Source organism: Shewanella sp. DAU305 (assembly GCF_026802235.1).
GTDB lineage: Bacteria > Pseudomonadota > Gammaproteobacteria > Enterobacterales > Shewanellaceae > Shewanella > Shewanella baltica.
Window position 1 is genome coordinate 2,048,897 of the sequence record NZ_CP113808.1, and the last position, 23,769, is coordinate 2,072,665.

The 23,769-nt window shown below is 44.4% G+C and carries 25 protein-coding genes; all 25 read left to right on the forward strand.

Annotation, left to right across the window (positions count from 1 at the left end; translation table 11 throughout):
- Window positions 1-233 precede the first annotated feature (233 nt).
- On the forward strand, window positions 234-1,049 hold the full coding sequence (locus OX890_RS08720; RefSeq protein ID WP_268650439.1) for a flagellin N-terminal helical domain-containing protein: 816 nt from the start codon (window positions 234-236) through the stop codon (window positions 1,047-1,049).
- Window positions 1,050-1,210: 161 nt separating this feature from the next.
- A complete protein-coding gene (locus tag OX890_RS08725) occupies window positions 1,211-1,594 on the forward strand; it encodes a flagellar protein FlaG (RefSeq protein ID WP_259583414.1) in 384 nt (127 codons plus the stop codon).
- 347 nt (window positions 1,595-1,941) lie between these two features.
- Window positions 1,942-2,757 (forward strand): flagellin N-terminal helical domain-containing protein, encoded by an 816-nt coding sequence (locus tag OX890_RS08730; protein ID WP_268650440.1) that lies wholly within the window; start codon window positions 1,942-1,944, stop codon window positions 2,755-2,757.
- A 162-nt stretch (window positions 2,758-2,919) separates the two neighbouring features.
- On the forward strand, window positions 2,920-3,303 hold the full coding sequence (locus OX890_RS08735) for a flagellar protein FlaG (RefSeq protein WP_259583411.1): 384 nt from the start codon (window positions 2,920-2,922) through the stop codon (window positions 3,301-3,303).
- A gap of 40 nt (window positions 3,304-3,343) precedes the next feature.
- Entirely contained in the window at window positions 3,344-4,711 is a 1,368-nt protein-coding gene (fliD, locus tag OX890_RS08740) for a flagellar filament capping protein FliD (RefSeq protein ID WP_259583410.1), read from the forward strand.
- A 32-nt stretch (window positions 4,712-4,743) separates the two neighbouring features.
- Entirely contained in the window at window positions 4,744-5,064 is a 321-nt protein-coding gene (locus OX890_RS08745; protein WP_259583409.1) for a flagella biosynthesis chaperone for FliD, FliT, read from the forward strand.
- 6 nt (window positions 5,065-5,070) lie between these two features.
- Window positions 5,071-5,481: a flagellar export chaperone FliS gene (gene fliS / locus OX890_RS08750; protein ID WP_259583408.1), complete on the forward strand. Its 411-nt coding sequence runs from the start codon at window positions 5,071-5,073 to the stop codon at window positions 5,479-5,481.
- A 288-nt stretch (window positions 5,482-5,769) separates the two neighbouring features.
- Window positions 5,770-7,203, forward strand: coding sequence for a sigma-54 dependent transcriptional regulator (locus OX890_RS08755; protein ID WP_011847309.1), 1,434 nt, complete (start codon window positions 5,770-5,772; stop codon window positions 7,201-7,203).
- A 109-nt stretch (window positions 7,204-7,312) separates the two neighbouring features.
- Window positions 7,313-8,395, forward strand: a complete 1,083-nt coding sequence (locus tag OX890_RS08760; protein ID WP_063884836.1) for a sensor histidine kinase — start codon at window positions 7,313-7,315, stop codon at window positions 8,393-8,395.
- On the forward strand, window positions 8,388-9,731 hold the full coding sequence (locus tag OX890_RS08765) for a sigma-54-dependent transcriptional regulator (protein WP_259559805.1): 1,344 nt from the start codon (window positions 8,388-8,390) through the stop codon (window positions 9,729-9,731). Before OX890_RS08760 ends, OX890_RS08765 begins: the two co-directional genes overlap by 8 nt.
- A gap of 229 nt (window positions 9,732-9,960) precedes the next feature.
- A complete protein-coding gene (gene fliE, locus OX890_RS08770) occupies window positions 9,961-10,296 on the forward strand; it encodes a flagellar hook-basal body complex protein FliE (protein WP_011847306.1) in 336 nt (111 codons plus the stop codon).
- Between the two features lie 45 nt (window positions 10,297-10,341).
- Window positions 10,342-12,024, forward strand: a complete 1,683-nt coding sequence (gene fliF / locus OX890_RS08775; protein WP_006085615.1) for a flagellar basal-body MS-ring/collar protein FliF — start codon at window positions 10,342-10,344, stop codon at window positions 12,022-12,024.
- Complete coding sequence (gene fliG / locus OX890_RS08780) at window positions 12,017-13,069, forward strand: flagellar motor switch protein FliG (protein ID WP_006082405.1); 1,053 nt, start codon at window positions 12,017-12,019, stop codon at window positions 13,067-13,069. The genes fliF and fliG overlap by 8 nt, the downstream gene beginning before the upstream one ends.
- Window positions 13,056-14,072 (forward strand): flagellar assembly protein FliH, encoded by a 1,017-nt coding sequence (fliH, locus tag OX890_RS08785; protein WP_268650441.1) that lies wholly within the window; start codon window positions 13,056-13,058, stop codon window positions 14,070-14,072. Before fliG ends, fliH begins: the two co-directional genes overlap by 14 nt.
- Complete coding sequence (gene fliI, locus OX890_RS08790; protein WP_012089703.1) at window positions 14,041-15,378, forward strand: flagellar protein export ATPase FliI; 1,338 nt, start codon at window positions 14,041-14,043, stop codon at window positions 15,376-15,378. Before fliH ends, fliI begins: the two co-directional genes overlap by 32 nt.
- A gap of 29 nt (window positions 15,379-15,407) precedes the next feature.
- Window positions 15,408-15,854, forward strand: coding sequence for a flagellar export protein FliJ (fliJ, locus tag OX890_RS08795; RefSeq protein ID WP_006082402.1), 447 nt, complete (start codon window positions 15,408-15,410; stop codon window positions 15,852-15,854).
- Window positions 15,855-16,115: 261 nt separating this feature from the next.
- Entirely contained in the window at window positions 16,116-18,224 is a 2,109-nt protein-coding gene (locus OX890_RS08800) for a flagellar hook-length control protein FliK (protein WP_259583326.1), read from the forward strand.
- A gap of 87 nt (window positions 18,225-18,311) precedes the next feature.
- Window positions 18,312-18,839 (forward strand): flagellar basal body-associated protein FliL, encoded by a 528-nt coding sequence (fliL, locus tag OX890_RS08805; protein ID WP_259583327.1) that lies wholly within the window; start codon window positions 18,312-18,314, stop codon window positions 18,837-18,839.
- Window positions 18,840-18,878: 39 nt separating this feature from the next.
- Window positions 18,879-19,907, forward strand: coding sequence for a flagellar motor switch protein FliM (gene fliM, locus OX890_RS08810; protein ID WP_012587223.1), 1,029 nt, complete (start codon window positions 18,879-18,881; stop codon window positions 19,905-19,907).
- A gap of 11 nt (window positions 19,908-19,918) precedes the next feature.
- Complete coding sequence (gene fliN / locus OX890_RS08815) at window positions 19,919-20,299, forward strand: flagellar motor switch protein FliN (RefSeq protein ID WP_006082397.1); 381 nt, start codon at window positions 19,919-19,921, stop codon at window positions 20,297-20,299.
- Window positions 20,300-20,329: 30 nt separating this feature from the next.
- Window positions 20,330-20,755, forward strand: a complete 426-nt coding sequence (gene fliO, locus OX890_RS08820; protein ID WP_259569477.1) for a flagellar biosynthetic protein FliO — start codon at window positions 20,330-20,332, stop codon at window positions 20,753-20,755.
- Window positions 20,752-21,498, forward strand: a complete 747-nt coding sequence (fliP, locus tag OX890_RS08825; protein WP_259528086.1) for a flagellar type III secretion system pore protein FliP — start codon at window positions 20,752-20,754, stop codon at window positions 21,496-21,498. The genes fliO and fliP overlap by 4 nt, the downstream gene beginning before the upstream one ends.
- An 18-nt stretch (window positions 21,499-21,516) precedes the next feature.
- On the forward strand, window positions 21,517-21,786 hold the full coding sequence (gene fliQ / locus OX890_RS08830; protein WP_107404155.1) for a flagellar biosynthesis protein FliQ: 270 nt from the start codon (window positions 21,517-21,519) through the stop codon (window positions 21,784-21,786).
- Window positions 21,787-21,790: 4 nt separating this feature from the next.
- Complete coding sequence (fliR, locus tag OX890_RS08835; RefSeq protein WP_107404156.1) at window positions 21,791-22,588, forward strand: flagellar biosynthetic protein FliR; 798 nt, start codon at window positions 21,791-21,793, stop codon at window positions 22,586-22,588.
- 18 nt (window positions 22,589-22,606) lie between these two features.
- Entirely contained in the window at window positions 22,607-23,737 is a 1,131-nt protein-coding gene (gene flhB, locus OX890_RS08840; RefSeq protein ID WP_259510831.1) for a flagellar biosynthesis protein FlhB, read from the forward strand.
- The last annotated feature ends 32 nt before the right edge of the window (window positions 23,738-23,769 follow it).

Consider the following 23,769-nt stretch of genomic DNA (forward strand, 5'->3'; position numbering starts at 1 on the left):
ATTCCTTTCAAATACATGGATAGAATGCCACTTACACAGATCTTTTATACTCTCTTTTGGGATAGATTAAATTTCATTTAAAAATAACTACTTAAAATTAAATTTAAATGTATTTAAAAAATTATCTAAAGATAAAAAAAGTGTGGCCGTTATATAGATAGTAACCAATAAGACTGGCCTGGCTTAACGAGGCAGGTAAGTAGATTTAGCCAGGAATAAAGAGGAATCGCATCATGGCCATTACCGTCAACACTAACGTCACATCATTAAAAGCTCAGAAAAATTTGAATTCGTCAAGTGGCGCGTTAGCTACTTCAATGGAGCGTTTATCTTCCGGTCTGCGTATCAACAGTGCTAAAGACGATGCAGCAGGTTTGGCTATCTCGAACCGTTTGAATAGCCAAGTACGGGGTCTCGAAGTTGGGATGCGTAACGCTAACGATGGGATCTCTGTTGCTCAAATCGCGGAAGGTGCGATGCAGGAACAGACTAACATGCTTCAACGCATGCGAGACCTAGCCGTACAAGCAACAAACGGTGCGAATTCTGCGAGTGATAAAACTGCGTTACAGGCTGAAATTGACCAGTTAGCTCTCGAAATCACGGCGATCTCAACGACCACGGCCTTTGGTGACACTAAGCTATTAGACAGTAGCTTCAGTAGTAAAAATTTCCAAGTCGGTCATCAGGAAGGCGAAACTATTTCAATCACTATCAGCGGTACGGGTGCTGGCGCGTTAAGTGTAGACGCTCTAGGTGTTGCTACTGACGGGAGCGCATCAGATGCTGTTGCGAGTATTGACACAGCGATTTCTAGGATTGATACCCAACGTTCAAAATTAGGTGCGACTCAAAATCGTCTCGCACATAACATTAGCAACAGCGCGAATACTCAGGCTAACGTTGCCGATGCGAAAAGTCGTATCGTAGATGTGGACTTTGCTAAAGAAACATCTGCAATGACCAAGAATCAGGTGCTCCAACAAACGGGTTCCGCTATGTTGGCACAGGCGAATCAGTTGCCACAGGTAGCGTTATCGCTGTTGTAACTTTTCTTAGTTGTAACATTTAAGTGTTTAGGGGGAGGTTCGGGAACGGATCTCCCTTTTTCTATAAACGTTCGTTGATAAATTCTTGTGCTTAGTTTTTAACGCAAATTTTAGATTAACGAGATAGTTATAAAATAGGTCGCTTGAGGAGATGCAGGGCTATGGATATTAATTTAGCAAGTTCAGGCACAGCAGCTGCTAGAGTTGATGTTGGTGGTGCCCCATTGAAGTCATCGTTACGAGGCGTTGAAACCGAAAACAAGCCGGCCATTGCCCCCGTTCAAGAGGTTGACAAATCATCAGCTGCAGAAAAAACGGTTTCGCAGGAAAAACTTGAACAAGTTGCAACTGGGTTATCCGATATGATGTCATTGATGCGAAAGGGGTTAGCGTTTAAAGTTGATGATAATTCAGGAGTGAATGTTGTTAGTGTGATTGATATTGATTCTGGAGACGTGATCCGTCAGATCCCAAGTGAAGAAGCGTTAAAGTTGGCGGAGAAATTATCTGAAGTCACAGGTTTTCTTATGAAAACAGAGGCGTAGAAGTTACTTGTTATGTCGATAGTTGGTCAAGGTTATTTTGATAAAATATCATTTTGAATGTTCATGTGTGCATTTAAATAGTATTTACGAAGAAGGAACTGTGTACGTACAGTTTGTAGTTCATCGCGCTTGGAAGATTTTAATTGGAAACTAGATACATCACTGTTTATTCTGCTTCGTTTAAATTCTATTTAAAATTAATGCGTTGTGTTTAAAATTTAATTTATTCGAAAATTATTCTAAAGATAAAAAAAGTGTGGCCGTTATATAGATAGTAACCAATAAGACTGGCCTGGCTTAACGAGGCAGGTAAGTAGATTTAGCCAGGAATAAAGAGGAATCGCATCATGGCCATTACCGTCAACACTAACGTCACATCATTAAAAGCTCAGAAAAATTTGAATTCGTCAAGTGGCGCGTTAGCTACTTCAATGGAGCGTTTATCTTCCGGTCTGCGTATCAACAGTGCTAAAGACGATGCAGCAGGTTTGGCTATCTCGAACCGTTTGAATAGCCAAGTACGGGGTCTCGAAGTTGGGATGCGTAACGCTAACGATGGGATCTCTGTTGCTCAAATCGCGGAAGGTGCGATGCAGGAACAGACTAACATGCTTCAACGCATGCGAGACCTAGCCGTACAAGCAACAAACGGTGCGAATTCTGCGAGTGATAAAACTGCGTTACAGGCTGAAATTGACCAGTTAGCTCTCGAAATCACGGCGATCTCAACGACCACGGCCTTTGGTGACACTAAGCTATTAGACAGTAGCTTCAGTAGTAAAAATTTCCAAGTCGGTCATCAGGAAGGCGAAACTATTTCAATCACTATCAGCGGCACTGGAGCGGTTGCATTAAGTGTCGACGCTTTAAGTGTAGGTAGTGACGGCGTGGCTTCTGCTGCAGTAACACAAATCGATGCTGCTATAGCTAAAATTGATACACAACGCTCAAAATTAGGTGCGATTCAAAATCGTCTCGCACATAACATCAGCAACAGCGCGAATACTCAGGCTAACGTTGCCGATGCGAAAAGTCGTATTGTAGATGTGGACTTTGCTAAAGAAACATCTGCAATGACCAAGAATCAGGTGCTTCAACAAACGGGCTCCGCTATGTTGGCACAGGCGAATCAGTTGCCGCAGGTAGCGTTATCGCTACTGTAACCTTTCTTAGTTGTAACATTGAAGTGCTTGGGGGAGGTTCGGGAACGGATCTCCCTTTGTTCTGTAAACGTTCGTCGATAAAGTCTTGTGCTTAATTTTTAACGCAAATTTAAGATTAACGAGATGGCCGATAAAGTGGGTCGTTTGAGGAGATGTTGGGCTATGGATATTAATTTAGCTAGTTCAGACACAGCAGCTGCTAGAATTGATGTAAGTAGTGTGCCATTGAAGCCACCGTTACGAGGCGTTGAAACCGAAAACAAGCCGGCCATTTTCCCCGTTCAAGAGGTTGACAAATCATTAGCTGCAGAGAAAACGGTTTCGCAGGAAAAACTTGAACAAGTTGCAACTGGGTTATCAGATATGATGTCATTGATGCGAAAGGGGTTAGCGTTTAAAGTTGATGATAATTCAGGAGTGAATGTTGTTAGTGTGATGGATATTGATTCTGGAGACGTGATCCGTCAGATCCCAAGTGAAGAAGCGTTAAAGTTGGCGGAGAAATTATCTGAAGTCACAGGTTTTCTTATGAAAACAGAGGCATAGTCAAAATGGTTTATTGTAAACAGATATAGTAGAGGTTGATATGGCATTAACTGCGATGGGAATTGGCTCAGGCTTAGACCTTGGCAATATAGTTAAGGTGTTAGTTGAAGCTGAACAAGCTCCTAAGGAAGCCATGTTTAACAAGACTGAGGATACCATTAGTGCAAAATTATCAGCGATGGGCACATTGAAAAGTGCTCTTTCGACTTTTCAAGATGCATTAAAAAAACTTCAGTCAGGCGATGTACTTAATCAACGAAAAGTCACTACTGGAGAAAGCAGTTATTTTAGTGCTGTAGCCACTAAATCTGCTCAATCAGGAAGTTATAATATCCAAGTAGAACAACTTGCTTCTGCACATAAGGTTGGGGGGCTGCATATTGCGGATGCAAATATCCCTGTTGGAGAGGGGAGCTTAGATTTTTCAGTAAATGGAAATGGTTTTACTGTTGCTATTGACCCAGATGATACTATTGCTACTATTGCTCAAAAAGTTAATGATGCCACGGATAATTCAGGTATAACTGCGACAGTTATTACTAGTGATGCTGGTGCGCAGTTGGTGTTTAGTTCAGATAATTCGGGTACTGATAATCAGATTATGGTAACGGCTAACGATACCAGTGGTACTGGCCTTAACGATATGTTTGGAGGTGTAAATTTAACTGAATTAAATCCGGCTACTAATGCAGTTATTTATGTAGATAATCAAAAAGTCACCTCTCAATCCAATAAAGTGGAGACTGCGATAAGTGGCGTTAGCTTAACGTTGACAGATGCTGATGTCAGCAAGACTTCAATATTAAAAATTGAACAGGATACTGATGCAGTAAAAGAAAATGTGAATGGATTTGTAACTGCATATAACGCCTTAGTAAGCAGTATAGACAAGTTATCTTCTTATGATGCTGAGAGCAAGAAAGCTGCAGCGCTTCAAGGTGACTCAATGATTCGCTCCCTCGAGTCACAGTTACGTAATATGGCGAGTGGACGTGTTGTTACATCAAACGGTAGTGTTGGATTGTATGATGTTGGAATTAAAATTGACAGATATGGAAAAATGTCGGTTGATGATACCAAGTTAGATAGTGTACTAAAAGATGATATGGAGAGCGTAGAGGCTTTGTTTGCAAGTCCAACTACTGGTTTGGCTAACCGCTTCACTGAGTTGACAAAAGAATATGCAAAAGTTGGTGGACTAATTGATACACGTAAAAATGCCTATACCAAAGATCAACAAAGACTTACCGAACAACGAGAAGCTTTTGCCCGAAAAATGAGCTTATTGCAAGCAAGATTAACAAAGCAGTTTAATGCGATGGATCTAGTGGTAGGCCAATTAAACCAGCAGAGTGCTGGACTAGCAGATAGATTGAATTCACTACCAGGTGCTGTGTCACGTAGTTAAAAATTGTTTTTTATGTTTTTAAGCTGGAGATTATGATGCAACTACAAGAGTTGAATCAACAAATTAGTGATGTACTCTTGAATTTGAAAAAAATTCCTGCTGAAAATGAATTAACAGATGTTTTGGTATTAAATTTGCAGGCTTTGGTGAGTGAACGTCAATTTTTAGTGGATAATTTACTGAAGGGAGACGTGACGTTAGATGAAAAATTTCTGCAACAGCAGTTGGAGCTGACTAATCAGTTGTGTTTGCTTGCCCAAGAAATTATGACGGAACGAAAAAATTTACTCGTTCTCACTAGTAAGAATCAACGAAAAATTAATGTTTATCAGACAATTGATGCAAATAGGTAGGTATTTATGCGAGGTTCCTTGCAATCATATCGTAAGGTTTCATTAGATAGTGAAATTACTGTGGCTTCACCTCATCGTATTATCCAGCTCATGTTTGCTGGCGCGTTACAGCGTCTTGCTCAAGCGCGTTATGCCATGGAACAAAATGAGCTGGTGAACAAAGGAGTATATATAGGTAAAGCGGTCAGTATTATTATCGGTTTGCAGAATAGCTTGAATATGGATGCTGGTGGACAAATAGCTAAAAATCTGAGTGATCTCTATGATTTCATGCTTCGCAAAATTACCGAAGCCAATCTCAATAATGATGTGAAAGCCATTGATGATGTATGTGAGGTTTTACGTACCATCAAAGAAGGTTGGGATGCAATTCCTGCTGATAAACATAATATATCGGCACATTCAGAAGCTGGTTAATATAATAATTTTTTGATTAGAATAAAGACGCACTGGTTGCGTCTTTTTTTTGGCTTAAAGTCAAATGTTTGACGTTTTTAACTAGAATCATGGCATAAATGAACTAAAATCAATTCAGTTTGGCATAAACCTCATCTGAGGCTTGCTTCTCGTCTGCTGATAATACAATATTCACCACAGTAGTGATGGTGGCACAGATTGTTACATTGAATTTGTTAAGCTTTTACAGCAACTAATCATAAATAATTAATGCGAATTAATACATATTAGAGCTTTACGGCCTACTGAATGATGCAAACAGATCAACGAATTTTACTTATCGGCCCCCCATCAGAGCGATTAAATCGCCTGTGTTGCATTTTTGATTTTTTAGGTGAGCAAATTGCACAAATTGACGCCGAAAAATTAAGTGCTAGCCTCCAAGATACTCGTTTTCGAGCTTTAGTTATCCTAACTGATGTTATGGATGCTGATGCGCTTAAAAACATTGCGGGTCAACATCCATGGCAACCTATGCTGTTGCTTGGCAACGTTGACGATCTGCAAGTGTCTAACATTCTTGGAAATATTGAGGAACCTTTAACCTATCCTCAACTCACCGAATTATTACACTTCTGCCAAGTATTTGGCCAAGTTAAGCGCCCTCAAGTCCCCACAAGTGCAAATCAAACTAAGTTATTCCGAAGCTTGGTTGGGCGCAGTGATGGTATTGCCAATGTAAGACACTTGATTAATCAAGTGGCGACATCTGAGGCGACTGTACTAGTACTGGGCCAATCCGGTACCGGTAAAGAAGTGGTCGCCCGTAATATCCATTATTTGTCTGAGCGCCGTGATGGCCCTTTTATTCCTGTTAACTGTGGTGCTATACCGCCAGAGTTGTTAGAGAGTGAACTTTTTGGTCATGAGAAGGGATCATTTACTGGGGCAATTTGTTCTCGTAAGGGCCGTTTCGAATTGGCGGAAGGTGGCACACTATTTCTCGATGAAATTGGTGACATGCCATTGCAGATGCAAGTTAAATTACTTCGTGTACTGCAAGAACGGGTATTTGAGCGTGTTGGCGGCACTAAGACCATCAATGCCGATGTACGCGTTGTAGCAGCGACACATAGAGATTTAGAAACCATGATCAGCGTGAATGAGTTCCGCGAGGATCTCTATTACCGCCTAAACGTATTCCCGATTGAAATGCCTGCGCTATGTGATCGCAAGGACGATGTGCCTTTGCTATTACAAGAGTTGGTTAGCCGAGTCTATAACGAAGGCCGTGGCAAGGTGCGCTTTACGCAGCGTGCGATTGAGTCGTTAAAAGAGCATGCTTGGTCGGGTAACGTGCGTGAGCTGTCTAATTTAGTCGAACGCCTCACCATTTTATATCCGGGTGGATTGGTTGATGTTAACGACTTACCCGTTAAGTATCGCCATATCGATGTGCCCGAATATTGTGTTGAGATGAGCGAAGAGCAACAGGAACGTGATGCTTTGGCTTCTATCTTTAGTGATGAAGAGCCGGTTGAAATCCCTGAGACGCGTTTCCCTAGTGAGCTACCACCTGAAGGCGTGAACCTTAAGGATTTATTAGCAGAACTGGAAATCGACATGATACGTCAGGCGCTAGAGCTGCAAGATAACGTTGTTGCTCGCGCGGCTGAGATGCTCGGAATACGTCGTACAACGCTAGTAGAAAAAATGCGTAAGTACGGAATGACCAAAGATTAGTTTTCTATTTTATTGTTATATAAGTAGTTTTAACCTCTAAAGTTCAATTTCTAATTTGGCATAGATACTGCAGTCACTCCGTCATAAGCAATTTTTTGACGGAGTGACTATGTCAGCCAACCCACTAGCGCAAATTGAGTCATTCAAGCACACTAGCAAACAATGGAACCAACTGCGTGAGGCCGCTAATATGTCCAATCGAATGGAGCATATTTTACAGGCTATGCCATCCGGCGTGGTGATTATCAATGGCGACGGTATAGTCACGGATGCCAATCCGGTTGCAGTTGAATTACTTGAGCGCTCCTTGTGTGGCGTTCGCTGGATTGATGTGATCCACAGTGCCTTTGCGCCACAGGATGATGATGGCCACGAAGTGTCACTGCGTAATGGCCGCCGCGTTAAATTAGCCATTACGCCACTCACGCCAGAGCCTGGTCAATTAATTGTGTTAACTGATCTGACTGAAACTCGATTATTACAGAAAAATCTATCCCATCTACAACGCTTATCTGCACTGGGTAAAATGGTTGCTACCTTGGCACATCAAGTGCGCACGCCTTTATCTGCCGCTTTGCTATATGCCTCTAATCTTGCGAGTCCTAAGTTATCCGATGCCGCTAAAGCGAAATTCCAGCAAAAGCTTGTTGATAGACTCAATGAACTGGAGCGTCAGGTTAACGACATGCTATTGATGGCGAAAGGCCGTCAGGATGAACTCGGAGATTTGATTACACTGGCTGAGGTTATCGACAATGTATTGGCAAATTGTGAGCCGATAGCGGCGAAGCAAGGTTGTGACTTGTCATTTGATGATGCATCAAGCAGTTCGATGTTAGCCAATTCAAATGCATTAAGCTCGGCGATTAATAATTTAGTCATGAACAGTATCGAAGCTGGCGCGACTGAGATTCGTATTCAAGCGGCAGAAGAGGGCGATCAGTTACTACTGAATGTCATCGACAATGGCAAAGGTTTAGATGCCAATATGCAGCAGAAGGTACTTGAACCTTTCTTTACGACAAAATCGCAGGGAACTGGGCTCGGGTTAGCGGTTGTGCAATCCGTGGTGCGTAATCATGGAGGACAACTGCAATTAAGTTGCTTACCGAATAAAGGTTGCACTGTGTCTTTAGTCTTCCCACGGGCTAAATCTGCGGTGATATTACCTTTGGAGATTACCCATGTCTGAAGCAAAGTTATTGCTCGTTGAAGATGATGCCTCATTGCGTGAAGCCTTGTTGGATACCTTAATGTTGGCTCAGTATGAGTGCATTGATGTTGCCTCCGGTGAAGACGCTATTTTAGCCTTGAAACAACATCAATTTGATTTAGTCATTAGCGATGTGCAGATGCAAGGCATTGGTGGGTTCGGATTATTAAACTTCCTACAGCAACATCATCCTAAATTGCCAGTATTGTTGATGACAGCTTATGCCACGATTGGTAGTGCGGTGGATGCCATTAAATTGGGCGCTGTCGATTACTTAGCGAAACCATTTGCGCCAGAAGTCTTGCTCAATCAAGTTTCCCGCTATTTGCCGTTAAAACAAAATGTGGATCAGCCAGTTGTTGCCGATGAGAAGAGTTTAGCTTTATTGGCACTGGCTCAGCGGGTTGCCGCTTCCGATGCCTCTGTTATGATCTTAGGTCCTAGCGGCTCGGGTAAAGAAGTCTTAGCCCGTTATATTCATCAACACAGTGGCCGTGCGGATCAAGCTTTTGTAGCCATTAACTGTGCAGCGATTCCTGAGAATATGCTCGAAGCCACCCTTTTTGGTTATGAAAAAGGCGCATTTACTGGTGCCTATCAAGCGTGTCCGGGGAAATTTGAGCAGGCTCAAGGTGGCACTTTGCTGCTAGATGAAATATCTGAGATGGATTTAGGCCTACAAGCTAAGTTATTGCGGGTATTGCAAGAGCGTGAAGTTGAGCGTTTAGGCGGCCGTAAAACCATTAAGCTCGATGTGCGCGTGCTTGCCACATCCAATCGCGACTTAAAAGCCGTGGTAGCCGCCGGTGGCTTTAGGGAAGATCTCTACTATCGAATCAACGTGTTCCCCTTAGCTTGGCCCGCATTAAGTCAACGTCCAGCGGATATTCTGCCCCTTGCGCGCCATTTACTGGTAAAGCATGCCAAGGCATTGAATGTCGCTGATGTGCCTGAGTTGGATGAAAATGCACGTCGACGTTTATTGAGTCATCGCTGGCCGGGGAACGTACGTGAACTCGATAATGTGATCCAGCGGGCTTTGATATTAAGAGCCGGTCAAGTGATCACCGCCAATGACATTATTATTGATGCGCAGGATGTGATTTTAGGCGGCGAAGACCTAGATCAATTTGCTGCCGAGCCAGACGGTTTAGGCGAAGAGCTTAAAGCGCAGGAGCATGTGATTATTTTAGAAACCCTTAATCAATGCCAAGGAAGCCGCAAACTGGTCGCTGAAAAACTGGGGATAAGCGCCCGAACCTTAAGATACAAGATGGCAAGAATGCGTGATATGGGCATTCAACTGCCAAATTAGTCTTTAAATTCAAGTTATAATCTTGCGGCCTCAACATGAGTGTGAGGCTGCATTTATTAAAATATACCACCGCAAAAGTGGCCTATTTTATCCAGAATCCTTAGTTTTAACTTCTTCTTATCCCGTCAATTTATTATCAATCACGACCATTTGAAAACTTGGCCGTTATTTTGCATTGTCCCGTTATAGGTATTTTGATCGTCAAGAACTCGACGACTGGGAGCTCAGCATGCAAATAGGCGCAAATTCATTCCTGCAAGAAATGCAGAAACTCCAAGGCGAAATTACGCCGTCTTTTGGCGTTCAGCCAAATATCATGCAGCAAGTTAATAACACCAGTGGTGCGGACTTCGGTCAGTTACTCTCGCAAGCCGTCGGCAATGTCAGCGGTTTACAGTCAACATCATCAAACCTCGCGACGCGCTTAGAAATGGGAGATACTACGGTCTCGTTGTCAGATACTGTTATCGCCCGTGAGAAAGCCAGCGTCGCCTTCGAGGCAACGGTACAAGTGCGTAATAAGCTTGTCGAAGCCTATAAAGAAATAATGAGCATGCCTGTCTAGGCCAGTGAATAACCCAATTAGCAGGTACGAATCGTGAGCACAGAAATGATTGTCGGATCCAATTCCGACTTAGCTGACCAAGGTGTCCAGCAAGAACATAAGTCAGGAATGATGGGAAACCTTGGCGGTGTCGATATGATGCGTCAAGTAACTATGATTTTAGCCTTGGCGATTTGTTTGGCCTTAGCCGTATTTGTCATGCTGTGGGCACAGGAGCCTGAGTATCGTCCATTGGGTAAAATGGAAACTCAGGAAATGGTTCAAGTATTAGATGTGCTTGATAAAAATAAAGTTAAGTATCAAATCGACGTGGACGTGATTAAAGTCCCCGAAGATAAATATCAAGAAGTGAAAATGATGCTGAGCCGCGCAGGCGTTGACAGCCCTGCGGCTAGTCAAGACTTTCTGAATCAAGACAGCGGCTTTGGTGTCAGCCAACGTATGGAGCAAGCCCGTCTTAAGCACAGCCAAGAAGAAAACCTTGCCCGTGCAATTGAGCAACTACAAAGTGTTAGCCGCGCAAAAGTGATCCTCGCGTTACCTAAAGAAAACGTCTTTGCCCGCAATGCCTCAAAACCAAGTGCGACTGTGGTTATCAATACCCGTCGTGGCGGTTTAGGCCAAGGTGAAGTCGACGCTATCGTTGATATCGTTGCTTCTGCAGTACAAGGTTTAGAACCATCACGGGTGACAGTGACTGACTCTAACGGCCGTTTATTAAACTCAGGCAGCCAAGATGGCGCGTCTGCGACAGCCCGTCGCGAGCTTGAACTAGTACAGCAAAAAGAAGCAGAGTATCGCACTAAGATTGAATCGATTTTGGTACCTATCTTAGGTCCTGATAATTTCACCTCTCAAGTCGATGTCAGCATGGACTTTACTGCGGTCGAGCAAACTTCTAAGCGTTATAACCCCGATTTACCGTCTTTACGCAGCGAAATGACCGTTGAAAATAATACCACTGGCGGATCTTCAGGTGGGATCCCAGGCGCGCTATCGAATCAACCGCCAATGGAATCGAACATTCCGCAAGATGCGACTAAAGCGACCGAGTCTGTCACTGCGGGTAATTCACACCGTGAGGCGACCCGTAATTTTGAGTTAGATACCACCATTAGCCATACCCGTCAGCAAGTTGGCGCGGTTCGCCGTATTAGTGTGTCGGTTGCGGTGGACTTTAAACCCGGTGCTGCCGGAGAAAATGGTCAAGTGGCGCGTGTTGCCCGTACTGAACAAGAGCTGACCAATATCCGTCGTTTACTCGAAGGTGCCGTAGGTTTTAGCTCGCAACGGGGTGATGTGTTAGAAGTGGTAACGGTTCCCTTTATGGATCAATTGGTTGAAGACTTGCCAGCACTAGAACTGTGGGAACAACCTTGGTTCTGGCGTGCGATTAAGCTCGGTATTGGTGCGCTAGTGATCCTGGTACTGATTTTAGCTGTGGTACGTCCTATGCTGAAACGCTTAATCTATCCTGACAGTGTGAATATGCCTGAGGATGGTAGATTAGGTAACGAACTGGCCGAAATTGAGGACCAGTACGCGGCAGATACGCTAGGGATGCTCAATACCCAAGAGGCGGAATACAGTTATGCCGATGATGGTTCAATTCATATCCCTAATTTGCACAAAGATGATGATATGATTAAAGCTATCCGTGCGCTCGTGGCTAATGAGCCTGAGCTCTCTACTCAAGTCGTGAAAAACTGGTTACAAGACAATGGCTGAGAATAAAACGAAAGAAGTGGCTCCAGCGGCCCCACCTGCCTTTAACATTAAAGATATTAGCGGTGTCGAAAAGACCGCGATCTTACTCCTCAGTTTGAGTGAGGCCGATGCTGCATCCATTTTAAAACACTTAGAGCCGAAGCAAGTGCAAAAAGTGGGCATGGCGATGGCGGCAATGGATGAGTTTGGTCAAGAAAAAGTCATTGGGGTACATAAGCTGTTTCTCGATGACATTCAAAAGTATTCTTCTATTGGTTTCAACAGCGAAGAGTTCGTTCGTAAAGCCTTAACCGCCGCGCTGGGTGAAGATAAAGCGGGTAATCTGATTGAACAGATTATCATGGGCAGCGGTGCTAAAGGTTTGGATTCGTTGAAATGGATGGATGCACGCCAAGTAGCGACCATTATTCAAAACGAACATCCTCAGATCCAAACGATCGTGTTGTCCTATTTAGAACCCGATCAGGCGGCGGAAATTTTTGGTCAATTCCCTGAAAATACTCGCTTAGACTTGATGATGCGGATTGCGAATCTTGAAGAAGTACAGCCCGCTGCACTGCAAGAGCTGAACGACATCATGGAGAAACAGTTTGCCGGTCAAGGTGGCGCACAGGCCGCAAAAATGGGCGGCCTAAAAGCGGCTGCCAACATCATGAACTATTTAGATACGGGTATCGAAAGTCAGTTGATGGAAACCATGCGCGAGTCTGACGAAGAAATGGCGCAGCAAATCCAAGACTTGATGTTCGTATTTGAAAACTTAATCGATGTTGATGACCGTGGTATTCAAGCACTGCTCCGTGAAGTGCAGCAAGATGTACTGATGAAGGCGCTTAAAGGCACAGATGATCAGCTGAAAGAAAAAATCTTGGGTAACATGTCAAAACGTGCCGCAGAATTGCTGCGTGACGATCTTGAGGCAATGGGCCCAATCCGTATCAGTGAAGTGGAAGTCGCCCAAAAAGAAATCCTGTCTATTGCCCGTCGCTTAAGCGACAGTGGCGAAATCATGTTAGGCGGCGGTGGTGGCGATGAGTTCCTCTAATCCGAGCGACAATAAACCGTCAAATAAGGTCTTGAGCGACGGAGATATTGAGTTTAGTCACTGGGCACTGCCAGATGTGACTGAAGCCGATGACGATTCTATCTCGAATTTGTTCGGTCATTCGAATCATCAAGCCGCAAAGCCTACGACAGTTGAGAGTGTTTCTCCGCCGACGATGGCCGAGATTGAAGACATTCGCGCCCAAGCTGAAAAAGAAGGGTTTGCCGAAGGTAAACAACAAGGTTACGAGCAAGGGCTAGAAAAAGGTCGCTTAGAAGGCTTAGAGCAAGGCCATACCGAAGGTCTCGCCCAAGGGCATGAGCAAGGATTAGAAACCGGTTTAGCTCAAGCCAAAGTTTTACTTTCGCGGTTTGAAGCCTTATTAACTCAATTTGAAAAGCCATTGCAATTACTCGATGGTGATATTGAGCTCTCCCTACTGAACTTGAGTATGACATTAGCTAAATCTGTCATAGGCCACGAATTAAAAACCCATCCAGAACAAGTGCTTTCGGCATTACGCTTAGGCATAGAGTCGCTACCGATTAAAGAGCAAGCGGTGACTATTCGGCTGCATCCTGACGATGTGATCCTTGTCGAACAACTTTATTCCACCGCCCAACTGACCCGCAGTAAATGGGAACTTGAAGTCGATCCGACGTTAAGTGCAGGCGATTGTATTCTGAGCAGTCATCGCTCTTTAGTGGATTTAACGCTTTCATCGCGCATCGATACTGTGTTTGAGTCATTACGAAATCAACATGCGCATTTGAGTGATAAACAGCATCAACTGCAAGAGACGATTGAAGCTGAAGATACTGCCAAACAAGTGGCTGTGGCGCTTGAGTCTGAGCTTGATGATCAAACGCCTGATGACCAAGCTGTCGATACGGTTAACCAAGACACTGAGGACATGCAATCTACCTCAAACACAGGTGAGCACTTAGATACCCAATCGGATGCCGGAACAGATGCAAAATCGCCAACACCAACTGCTGAATAGGCTGAATCATCATCAGGATAAAGTGCCGCCATTTCGTGCTGTGGCCAGTGGTCAGCTGGTGCGTGTTGTTGGCTTAACCTTAGAGGCGAGCGGTTGCCGCGCGCCTGTAGGCAGCTTATGTTCCATCGAAACTATGGCGGGCGAGTTAATTGCCGAAGTTGTCGGCTTTGATGGTGAACTCCTTTATTTAATGCCTATCGAAGAATTACGTGGGGTATTACCCGGTGCCCGGGTGGTGCCTTTAGGGGAACAAACTGGACTCAATGTCGGCTTGTCGTTGTTAGGGCGCGTGCTCGATGGCAACGGCGTGCCTTTAGATGGTTTAGGTGCGTTGCAGACTGATCAACAAGCGCCAAGACATAGCGCTGCCATTAACCCCTTATCTCGCCGTGCTATTACCGAGCCGCTGGACGTTGGCGTTCGCGCCATTAATGCCATGCTGACTGTGGGTAAAGGCCAACGTATGGGCTTGTTTGCCGGTTCTGGTGTGGGTAAGAGCGTGCTCTTAGGCATGATGACCCGCGGTACCACTGCCGACATTATTGTGGTTGGGCTGGTGGGCGAGCGTGGCCGTGAAGTCAAAGAGTTTATTGAAGAGATTCTTGGGGATAAAGGTCGAGCGCGTTCTGTTGTTGTTGCCGCGCCTGCAGATACCTCGCCGCTGATGCGCCTTCGCGCCTGTGAAACCTCGACTCGTATTGCCGAATACTTTCGCGATCTGGGTTATAACGTCTTGTTATTAATGGATAGTTTGACGCGTTATGCCCAAGCGCAGCGGGAAATAGCTTTGGCTGTGGGTGAGCCGCCTGCCACCAAAGGCTATCCGCCTTCAGTGTTTGCCAAGCTGCCGCGTTTAGTTGAGCGCGCCGGCAACGGTGGCCCAGGTCAAGGTTCAATTACGGCATTTTATACTGTGTTGACGGAAGGGGACGATCAACAGGATCCCATTGCCGATGCATCGCGGGCGATCCTCGATGGTCACATAGTCTTGTCACGTTCGCTTGCGGACTCTGGGCACTATCCTGCCATTGATATCGAAGCCTCTATTAGCCGAGTCGCACCTATGGTGATCTCCAATGAACACTTGGAAGCGATGCGCCGCGTGAAACAAACCTATTCCTTGTATCAGCAAAATCGTGATTTGATTTCCATTGGCGCTTATGCCCAAGGCAGCGATCCTCGAATCGATAATGCGATACGATTACAGCCGGCGATGAATGCTTTTTTACGCCAAACCATGCGTGATGCATTCAGTTTTGCCGATAGCCAAGTCATGCTCGGGCAACTTGCCGCACAGTGCAAATAATGGCGTCATCTAATTAATCGAGGTCTAGTATGGCTAACGCCGATCCCTTGTTGTTAGTGTTAAAGCTCGCCAATGATGCCGAAGAACAAGCGGCGTTATTGTTAAAGTCGGCGCAGTTAGAGTGTCAAAAGCGGCTGAATCAACTCAGTGCACTCAATAACTATCGCTTAGAATACATGAAGCAAATGCAATCCCAGCAAGGCCAAGCCATTAGTGCCAGTCACTATCACCAGTTTCATCGCTTTATTCGTCAGATTGATGACGCTATTACTCAGCAAAATCGCGTTGTGGCCGACGGTGAAAAACAAAAAGAATATCGACAACAGCATTGGTTGGAAAAACAGAAAAAACGTAAGGCAGTGGAATTACTGTTAGCGAGTAAAGAGAAGAAGCGCCAAGTTGTTGAACAAAAACGAGAGCAGAAAATGACCGATGAATTTGCTTCTCAGCAGTTTTATCGCCGTCATCAGCGTTAGTGTAATGGTGCGTTAAATGATCGGTATCTTTGCCATTCACTAGCCCGATATGAGTTCAGTTTTCTGCTGCCGCTTATGGCGCTGAACATTTGTTCGACTTATTCCCCTGAGTTTTATTCTTTTCAATATGCCGCAGTAAAAAACTGAAGTTTTGGCACATTATTTGCTTTAATTTAGTCCATGGCCCTGCAACCGCAGTGTTTAATTGACGTTTCTACCTAGCCATTTTCTTTTTCTGCTGGGTGATGTTTGGGAGCACTTATGCAACAAATGACCAATATCCTGTTGAGTAAAACAGGTAACTCTGCGGCCAATTCCGCTAAGACATCTTCCCAAGAGTCTAATAATGAAGACTTTTCATCTACACTTGCGTCTGTCTCCGCTAGCTCATTTTCTATTTCCGCGCCTAAAAAGGCTACAGCGAATACTGACGATAAAGTGCAGATCGCTTCTACTGATAAAGTAAATGATAAAGACATATCAACGGATGACGCTGACGTAAATCTCATCTTCGCCCAGATCAGCATGGCAAATGATATGAAGAAAACGGCATCAGAGGGAGAGAGTTTGCCGTCTGACTCTTCCCAAGGGGAAAATAATGAGTCTGCTGACCCTTTATTGAAAAGTGATGCATTCAGTACCGTTGAGCTGTCGGGTGTGCAAGCTTCAATGAAAGCGATTAACACTGAGCTTCCAGTTGTCGACATCTCAGGCTCAGCGCAAGGTAAGGCTGATATTTTAACGTCAAGTGAAGTTAAATTGGCAACTGAGAAAAATCATAGCAAGTCCTCAAACGGCGATCTATTGAGTCTCCAAAAGGTATTGGATACTGATACTTCCTTTTCATCAGAACTCAAAAAGTTAACCGAGCAGCTCCAACTAAATGCAGGGGCTTTAAATGAGACTGATGTCACTAATAAAGTCTCTGCTGATAAAAAATCAGCAGATGAACTACCCGTTGAAGCAATCCAGGGTAAGAAAGTATTGCTTGATGACGCTGTTGAGGTATTGAAGTCACAGTTATCAACGGATAAAAGCGCTGAATCTCATTCTGCCTTTTTAAAGGGACAAGTCATTCCGCCGAACAGTAAAACATCTGAAAATTTGGATTTATCTGAATTTGTAGATACAGCAGAAACCGCGGCAAAGACATCATCAAAAAATCTAGAAAGCGTGTTATTGAAAGAAGCGGATGTGACTGAACTTAAAGGCGATAAATCATTTTCAACGGATAAATATGCGCATCAAGTTGCGAGTCTAAACGCTGAACAGCGTGGTGCAAGGTTGGATCTTAATTCTGAGGCACTTGCAACCTCAGACGACGTAGACGAATCAACGTTGAAGCCTAATACAGCAAGCCAAACCTTAAAGTCAGAAACTCTAGCGCCATCGACTACTAAGAATGAAATGGCTGTAACATCTATAATCGCTGATGAAAGAGTGGATACATTGGACTTGGCAAGTCCCAAGGTGGCTGATACTTCTAACTTGGGTGAGATCGATGCGGATGACGTTACTGTTGCCAGTAATAATTTAGCAGTGCGTAATGCTGAGATTGCAATACCTCAGCAGGTGAGCAGAAATGCGAATGTTGATGTTGCGGTTAGTAAAGTAGAAGTTCAGCCTATAGTTACAACACTGGATGCACAAAACATCTTAGGTAACGCTGTTGATCCTAAGGACAGCATGGTGAGTGATACTGAGGTCAATGCTGATATTTCAAAAGTGACAATGGATGCGGGGACTTTGCTAAAGGATGCTAAATACAGTGTGACGCTTGATGCTCAAAGAGATGCTAAGCCATTTGTTATGGGTGATGAAGACAAGGGATCAACAACTGACATCAAGTCATTTTCTTCTTTAACTCAGTCATCGACGCCACTACAAGTTAATCGTCAGGAAACAATGCAAGTTCAGCTGTCATTACGTCAAGGTGTCGATCAGCAGAATCAAATGCAAGAGATGATCCAACGGTTTTCACCCGTGATGAAGCAACAGTTGATCACTATGGTGAGTCAAGGTATTCAACATGCAGAGATTAGGCTTGATCCCCCAGAGCTTGGGCATATGCTGGTAAAAATCCAAGTGCATGGAGATCAAACCCAAGTACAGTTCCATGTCACTCAGACACAAACGCGTGATCTGGTTGAACAAGCTATGCCGAGATTGCGCGAATTACTGCAAGAGCAAGGGATGCAATTGGCTGATAGTCATGTGTCTCAAGGTGGCCAAGGTGAACGTCGAGAGGGTGGTTTTGGTGATGGTGGAGGTTCAAATGGGGCTGATGTGGATGAAATCTCAGCAGAAGAGCTACATTTAGCTTTAAATCAAGCCACTAGTGTAAATTCAGGTATAGATTATTACGCTTAAGTAGGTAACCTATAGCAATGACTAACATAATGACGTTTCGGTAAATCAGAATCGTTACTTGTTCCGCTTAAATTAAAGAGAATAGTGATGGCTAAGGAAGAATCGTTAGAACTTGAAAGTACCGAAGAGCCTAAAAGTAAGAAAAAACTGTTCATTTTCGCTGGAGTAGGTGTTCTAGTCGCTCTTTTAATCGGTGGCGGCGTATGGTTTTTTATGGGAAGCAGTTCCGAGGAAGTACCAGTCGCTGCGGCTGATGGAACTGTTCAGGTTGAAGCCCCTACTACTGGAGATATAGCCACAGCGTCATATGTGCCTATGCCACGCCCTTTCTTATTCAACTTACCTGGGCCTGATAGAGCGCGTTTAGTTGAGATCAAAGTACAACTTATGGTGCGTGGTACAGACGATGATGTGCTGACACAAAAACACATCCCCCTGATTGAAGATGCGCTGTTAACGACCTTTAGCGGCGCTGATGTGCAAAAACTCAGTACGCAGGCGGGGAAAGATGAGTTACGTCAGTTAGCACTCTTAAGTGTGCAAAATACTTTGCAGTCGGTTACTGGCCGTAAAGTTGTCGAGAAAGTGCTGTTTACTGGTTTTGTGATGCAATAACCCTTTAATTTCAGCACCAAAAGAGGCGAAGGCAATATAGTGAGTGATTTATTAAGCCAAGACGAAATTGATGCGCTACTGCACGGGGTTGATGACGTCGATGATGATGAAATTGACGCTGTCGGAGAAGATGCTCGCTCTTACGATTTCTCTTCCCAAGATCGAATAGTTCGTGGGCGTATGCCGACGTTGGAAATCGTGAATGAGCGTTTTGCACGCCATTTGCGTATCAGCATGTTCAATATGATGCGCCGTGCTGCCGAAGTGTCGATTAACGGTGTACAGATGCTCAAGTTTGGCGAGTATGTACATACGCTATTCGTTCCTACTAGCTTGAATATGGTGCGTTTTAGTCCGCTCAAGGGCACTGCATTGATCACCATGGAAGCTCGATTGGTGTTCATCCTAGTGGATAACTTCTTTGGTGGTGATGGGCGTTTCCATGCCAAGATTGAAGGGCGTGAATTTACGCCCACAGAAAGACGTATTGTACAACTGTTGCTCAAAATAATTTTTGAAGATTATAAAGATGCTTGGGCACCTGTAATGGATGTGGAGTTTGATTATTTGGACTCTGAAGTCAATCCGGCCATGGCCAACATTGTCAGCCCTACCGAAGTTGTCGTGATTAACTCATTCCATATTGAAGTCGATGGCGGTGGCGGTGATTTCCATATCACTATGCCTTATTCCATGATTGAGCCTATTCGCGAGTTGCTCGATGCCGGTGTACAAAGTGATAAGCAAGATACTGACATGCGTTGGTCTCAGGCATTGCATGATGAAATCATGGATGTGAAGGTTGGGTTCGATGCCAACATTGTGGAACATGAATTAACGCTCAAAGATGTGATGAATTTTAAAGCGGGCGATATTATTCCGATTGAGCTGCCGGAATATATTATGATGAAAATCGAGGATTTACCGACATATCGTTGTAAAATGGGCCGTTCTAGAGATAACCTAGCGCTTAAAATACATGAAAAGATCCCTCGGCCAGAGACAGTTAAATCCGAGCTACAATTAGTGACGCGCAAGGGTAAATCTCGCGATATATCAGAATTATAAGGTGAAGTAAGATGAGCACAGACGATACGGATGATTGGGCTGCAGCAATGGCAGAACAAGCCTTAGAGGAAGCTAACGCGATTGAACTCGATGAATTAGTTGATGATTCAAGACCTATCACTAAGGCAGAAGCGGCAAAATTAGATACTATTTTAGATATCCCTGTCACTATCTCTATGGAAGTGGGCCGTAGCTACATTAGTATTCGTAACCTGTTGCAGTTAAACCAAGGTTCTGTGGTTGAGCTAGACAGAGTTGCGGGTGAGCCCTTAGATGTGATGGTTAACGGTACGCTGATTGCACATGGTGAGGTTGTAGTAGTAAACGATAAATTCGGTATTCGTTTAACCGATGTGATCAGTCAAACCGAGCGAATTAAAAAGCTTAAATAATACGAGCTGTATAAGTAGTTGGAACTTTAAATGAGCACATCGGTAATACACAGTTTAGTGGCAGCGGTTCAAACGAGCGCCGATAGCCTCGGGGAAGGCGCAGCGAACATGACTCCTGTCGTTCCTACAGCTGCAAAAATGGCTGAACCTTCTCAAGTCGCAACCTTAGCGAGTATGTTAGGCGGCTTAATTCTGGTTTTACTCTTAATTTTTGCGTTAGCTTATCTACTGAGGCGGTTCAATTTAGTACCCACGACCAACGGTGTTCTAAAAACGATAGCCGTGACTTCCCTAGGACAAAAAGAGCGTTTAGTCTTGGTACAGGTGGGGGAACAGCAATATTTACTTGGAGTTAGCTCGCAGCAGGTGAGTTTGATTGATAAGTTAGCTGAACCTATCCATAGAGAGTCTGATTCCTTTGCGAGTCGGCTACGTCAGGCGAAATTAAAACAATGACAACACGTATCCTCGCGTTAGTTGGCTTAGTTATTCTGTTATGCATGCCGTCGGCATGGGCTGCCGATGGTGTTTTGCCTGCGGTTACCGTAACAACAGGACCTGACGGTTCAACAGAATACTCGGTCACAATGCAGATTTTACTGTTGATGACATCGCTGAGTTTTTTACCTGCGATGCTCATTATGTTGACCTCTTTCACGCGGATCATCATAGTTCTGTCAATATTACGTCAAGCCATTGGGTTGCAACAGACGCCGTCTAATCAAGTCTTAATTGGCATGAGTTTATTCATGACCTTCTTTATTATGGCGCCGGTGTTTGACCGGATTTATGACGAAGGGGTTAAGCCTTACATTGAAGAGCAGTTAACCTTGCAGCAAGCGTTTGACAAAGGCAAAGAGCCACTCAAAGGTTTTATGTTAGGGCAAGTCAGGACCACAGACTTAAAAACTTTTATCGAAATTTCAGGCTATAAGAACATTAAGTCGCCCGAAGAAGCCCCGATGAGTGTGTTGATCCCCGCCTTTATTACCAGCGAGTTGAAAACTGCTTTTCAAATTGGCTTTATGTTGTTCGTGCCATTTTTAGTGTTAGATCTTGTGGTGGCCAGTATCTTAATGGCCATGGGTATGATGATGTTATCCCCTATGATAGTGTCGCTACCGTTTAAGATCATGCTGTTTGTGCTCGTCGATGGTTGGAGCTTAGTCCTAGGGACATTAGCGAATAGTTTCGGGTAGCCAAGGGAGAGTCCACACATGAGTCCAGAGGCACTAATTGATATTTTTCGTGAGGCTCTATCCGTTATTGTCATGATGGTGTCTGCCATTGTACTACCTGGGCTAGGTATCGGTTTGATTGTTGCTGTGTTTCAAGCCGCGACTTCGATCAACGAACAGACATTAAGCTTTCTTCCGCGATTATTAGTGACACTTTTCGGTTTGATGTTCATGGGACATTGGTTAGTAGAAACCCTAATGGACTTTTTTGTCGAGATGGTTAATCGCATCCCGCAAGTAATAGGCTAACCCAATGGAGCTTCTGCTCGATACCTTAATGCAGACCATTGCCGCTTATATGTGGCCGCTGTTTCGTGTCACCAGTATGCTGATGGTAATGGTGGTATTTGGGGCGGCAACAACACCGAGCCGCGTACGCTTATTATTGGCTATGGCGATTACCTTTGCGATAGCACCAGTGCTTCCTCCCGTTCAAAATGCCGATTTATTTTCACTCAGCGCAGTATTTATCACAGCGCAGCAAATCATTATTGGTGTTGCCATGGGGTTTGTGACTCAAATGGTGATGCAAGTTTTTGTATTAACCGGACAGATTATTGGTATGCAAACCAGTCTCGGTTTTGCCTCTATGGTGGATCCCGGTTCTGGTCAGCAAACTCCGGTTATTGGTAACTTTTTCCTATTGTTGGCGACATTGATCTTCTTAGCTGTAGATGGCCATCTGTTGATGATCCGTATGCTGGTGGCGAGCTTTGAGACCCTACCCATTTCTAATCAAGGATTAACACTCACTAGCTACCGTGCTCTAGCAGATTGGGGTTCGTATATGTTTGGTGCGGCATTAACTATGTCGATATCCGCGATTATCGCCCTGTTGTTAGTCAATTTGTCCTTCGGGGTGATGACCCGCGCCGCGCCGCAGTTAAACATTTTCTCTATAGGTTTTCCGATCACTATGATTGGCGGGCTGTTTATTCTTTGGTTAACCTTAACACCTGTCATGGAGCATTTTGATGAAGTGTGGGCCGCAGCTCAAGTGCTGCTTTGCGATATGTTAGCGCTTCAATGTAACGCAGATGGCTTGATATGACGGTATTAGGAGCAGCCCATGGCTGAAGAATCAAGCGGTGAACGCAGTGAGGAACCCACTGGGAGGCGTCTTGAACAGGCGCGGGAAAAAGGGCAGATTGCGCGTTCGAAAGAACTCGGTACAGCAGCAGTATTAATTTCGGCAGCATGTGGTTTTTATATGCTAGGTCCGAGTCTAGCCACGAGTCTAACTCGGGTGTTTGAGACGGTTTTTACCATGGACAGGGCGCAAATCTTTGATACTGAAGAAATGTTCAACGTCTGGGGCGTTGTCGCGAGCGAAATCGCCTGGCCCATGGCAAAAATTATGCTGTTGATCGTAGTCGTTGCTTTTATTGGCAACGTTGCCTTAGGTGGAATGAATTTTTCGACCCAAGCTATGATGCCTAAGGCCAGTAAAATGAGCCCAGCAGCTGGTCTAAAGCGCATGTTTGGCGTGCAAGCAGTAGTTGAGCTGACAAAGGGGATTGCCAAGTTTTCTGTGGTGGCATTTTCTGCATATCTGCTACTGAGCTTTTATTTTAATGAAATTCTGTTGTTGTCTAGCGACCATCTTCCTGGCAATGTTTACCATGCATTAGATTTGCTCGTGTGGATGTTTATCCTGTTATGTTCCTCTATTTTGTTAATTGTCGTCATCGATGTGCCATTTCAACTTTGGAATCACAACAAACAACTTAAGATGACCAAACAAGAAGTTAAAGATGAGTATAAAGATACTGAAGGTAAGCCTGAAGTCAAAGGGCGAGTACGGCAGATGCAACGCGAGTTGGCTCAGCGTCGAATGATGGCCGAAGTACCCAATGCCGATGTCATCGTCGTTAACCCTGAGCATTTTGCTGTAGCGATTAAATATGACGTGCAGCGTTCAGTCGCGCCTTTTGTTGTTGCCAAAGGTGTCGATGATGTCGCATTTAAAATTCGTGAGATAGCAAGGGCCCATAACGTGACAATCGTCTCAGCCCCGCCATTAGCAAGAGCTATATACCATACGACTAAGTTAGATCAACAAATTCCTGAAGGATTGTTTACCGCAGTGGCGCAGATTTTGGCCTATGTATTCCAGTTGCGCCAGTACCAAAAAGGCCGAGGTCGCAAGCCTATTCCAATCCCACTTAATCAACCCATTCCCGATGAGTTAAAATATTAAGATCTAAGCTAAAAATTCTTTGAAGTCGTGAT

Bases quoted from the DNA above. Each gene is read 5' to 3' on its own strand.
- fliG (WP_006082405.1), top strand. From the start codon at position 12,017: ATGGCTGAGAATAAAACGAAAGAAGTGGCTCCAGCGGCCCCACCTGCC.
- OX890_RS08760 (WP_063884836.1), top strand. From the start codon at position 7,313: ATGTCAGCCAACCCACTAGCGCAAATTGAGTCATTCAAGCACACTAGC.
- fliD (WP_259583410.1), top strand. From the start codon at position 3,344: ATGGCATTAACTGCGATGGGAATTGGCTCAGGCTTAGACCTTGGCAAT.
- fliF (WP_006085615.1), top strand. From the start codon at position 10,342: ATGATTGTCGGATCCAATTCCGACTTAGCTGACCAAGGTGTCCAGCAA.
- fliQ (WP_107404155.1), top strand. From the start codon at position 21,517: ATGAGTCCAGAGGCACTAATTGATATTTTTCGTGAGGCTCTATCCGTT.
- fliR (WP_107404156.1), top strand. From the start codon at position 21,791: ATGGAGCTTCTGCTCGATACCTTAATGCAGACCATTGCCGCTTATATG.
- fliI (WP_012089703.1), top strand. From the start codon at position 14,041: ATGCAAAATCGCCAACACCAACTGCTGAATAGGCTGAATCATCATCAG.
- fliE (WP_011847306.1), top strand. From the start codon at position 9,961: ATGCAAATAGGCGCAAATTCATTCCTGCAAGAAATGCAGAAACTCCAA.
- OX890_RS08720 (WP_268650439.1), top strand. From the start codon at position 234: ATGGCCATTACCGTCAACACTAACGTCACATCATTAAAAGCTCAGAAA.
- fliN (WP_006082397.1), top strand. From the start codon at position 19,919: ATGAGCACAGACGATACGGATGATTGGGCTGCAGCAATGGCAGAACAA.
- OX890_RS08800 (WP_259583326.1), top strand. From the start codon at position 16,116: ATGCAACAAATGACCAATATCCTGTTGAGTAAAACAGGTAACTCTGCG.
- OX890_RS08725 (WP_259583414.1), top strand. From the start codon at position 1,211: ATGGATATTAATTTAGCAAGTTCAGGCACAGCAGCTGCTAGAGTTGAT.
- flhB (WP_259510831.1), top strand. From the start codon at position 22,607: ATGGCTGAAGAATCAAGCGGTGAACGCAGTGAGGAACCCACTGGGAGG.
- fliS (WP_259583408.1), top strand. From the start codon at position 5,071: ATGCGAGGTTCCTTGCAATCATATCGTAAGGTTTCATTAGATAGTGAA.
- OX890_RS08735 (WP_259583411.1), top strand. From the start codon at position 2,920: ATGGATATTAATTTAGCTAGTTCAGACACAGCAGCTGCTAGAATTGAT.
- OX890_RS08730 (WP_268650440.1), top strand. From the start codon at position 1,942: ATGGCCATTACCGTCAACACTAACGTCACATCATTAAAAGCTCAGAAA.
- OX890_RS08745 (WP_259583409.1), top strand. From the start codon at position 4,744: ATGATGCAACTACAAGAGTTGAATCAACAAATTAGTGATGTACTCTTG.
- fliP (WP_259528086.1), top strand. From the start codon at position 20,752: ATGACAACACGTATCCTCGCGTTAGTTGGCTTAGTTATTCTGTTATGC.
- OX890_RS08755 (WP_011847309.1), top strand. From the start codon at position 5,770: ATGATGCAAACAGATCAACGAATTTTACTTATCGGCCCCCCATCAGAG.
- fliO (WP_259569477.1), top strand. From the start codon at position 20,330: ATGAGCACATCGGTAATACACAGTTTAGTGGCAGCGGTTCAAACGAGC.
- OX890_RS08765 (WP_259559805.1), top strand. From the start codon at position 8,388: ATGTCTGAAGCAAAGTTATTGCTCGTTGAAGATGATGCCTCATTGCGT.
- fliH (WP_268650441.1), top strand. From the start codon at position 13,056: ATGAGTTCCTCTAATCCGAGCGACAATAAACCGTCAAATAAGGTCTTG.
- fliL (WP_259583327.1), top strand. From the start codon at position 18,312: ATGGCTAAGGAAGAATCGTTAGAACTTGAAAGTACCGAAGAGCCTAAA.
- fliJ (WP_006082402.1), top strand. From the start codon at position 15,408: ATGGCTAACGCCGATCCCTTGTTGTTAGTGTTAAAGCTCGCCAATGAT.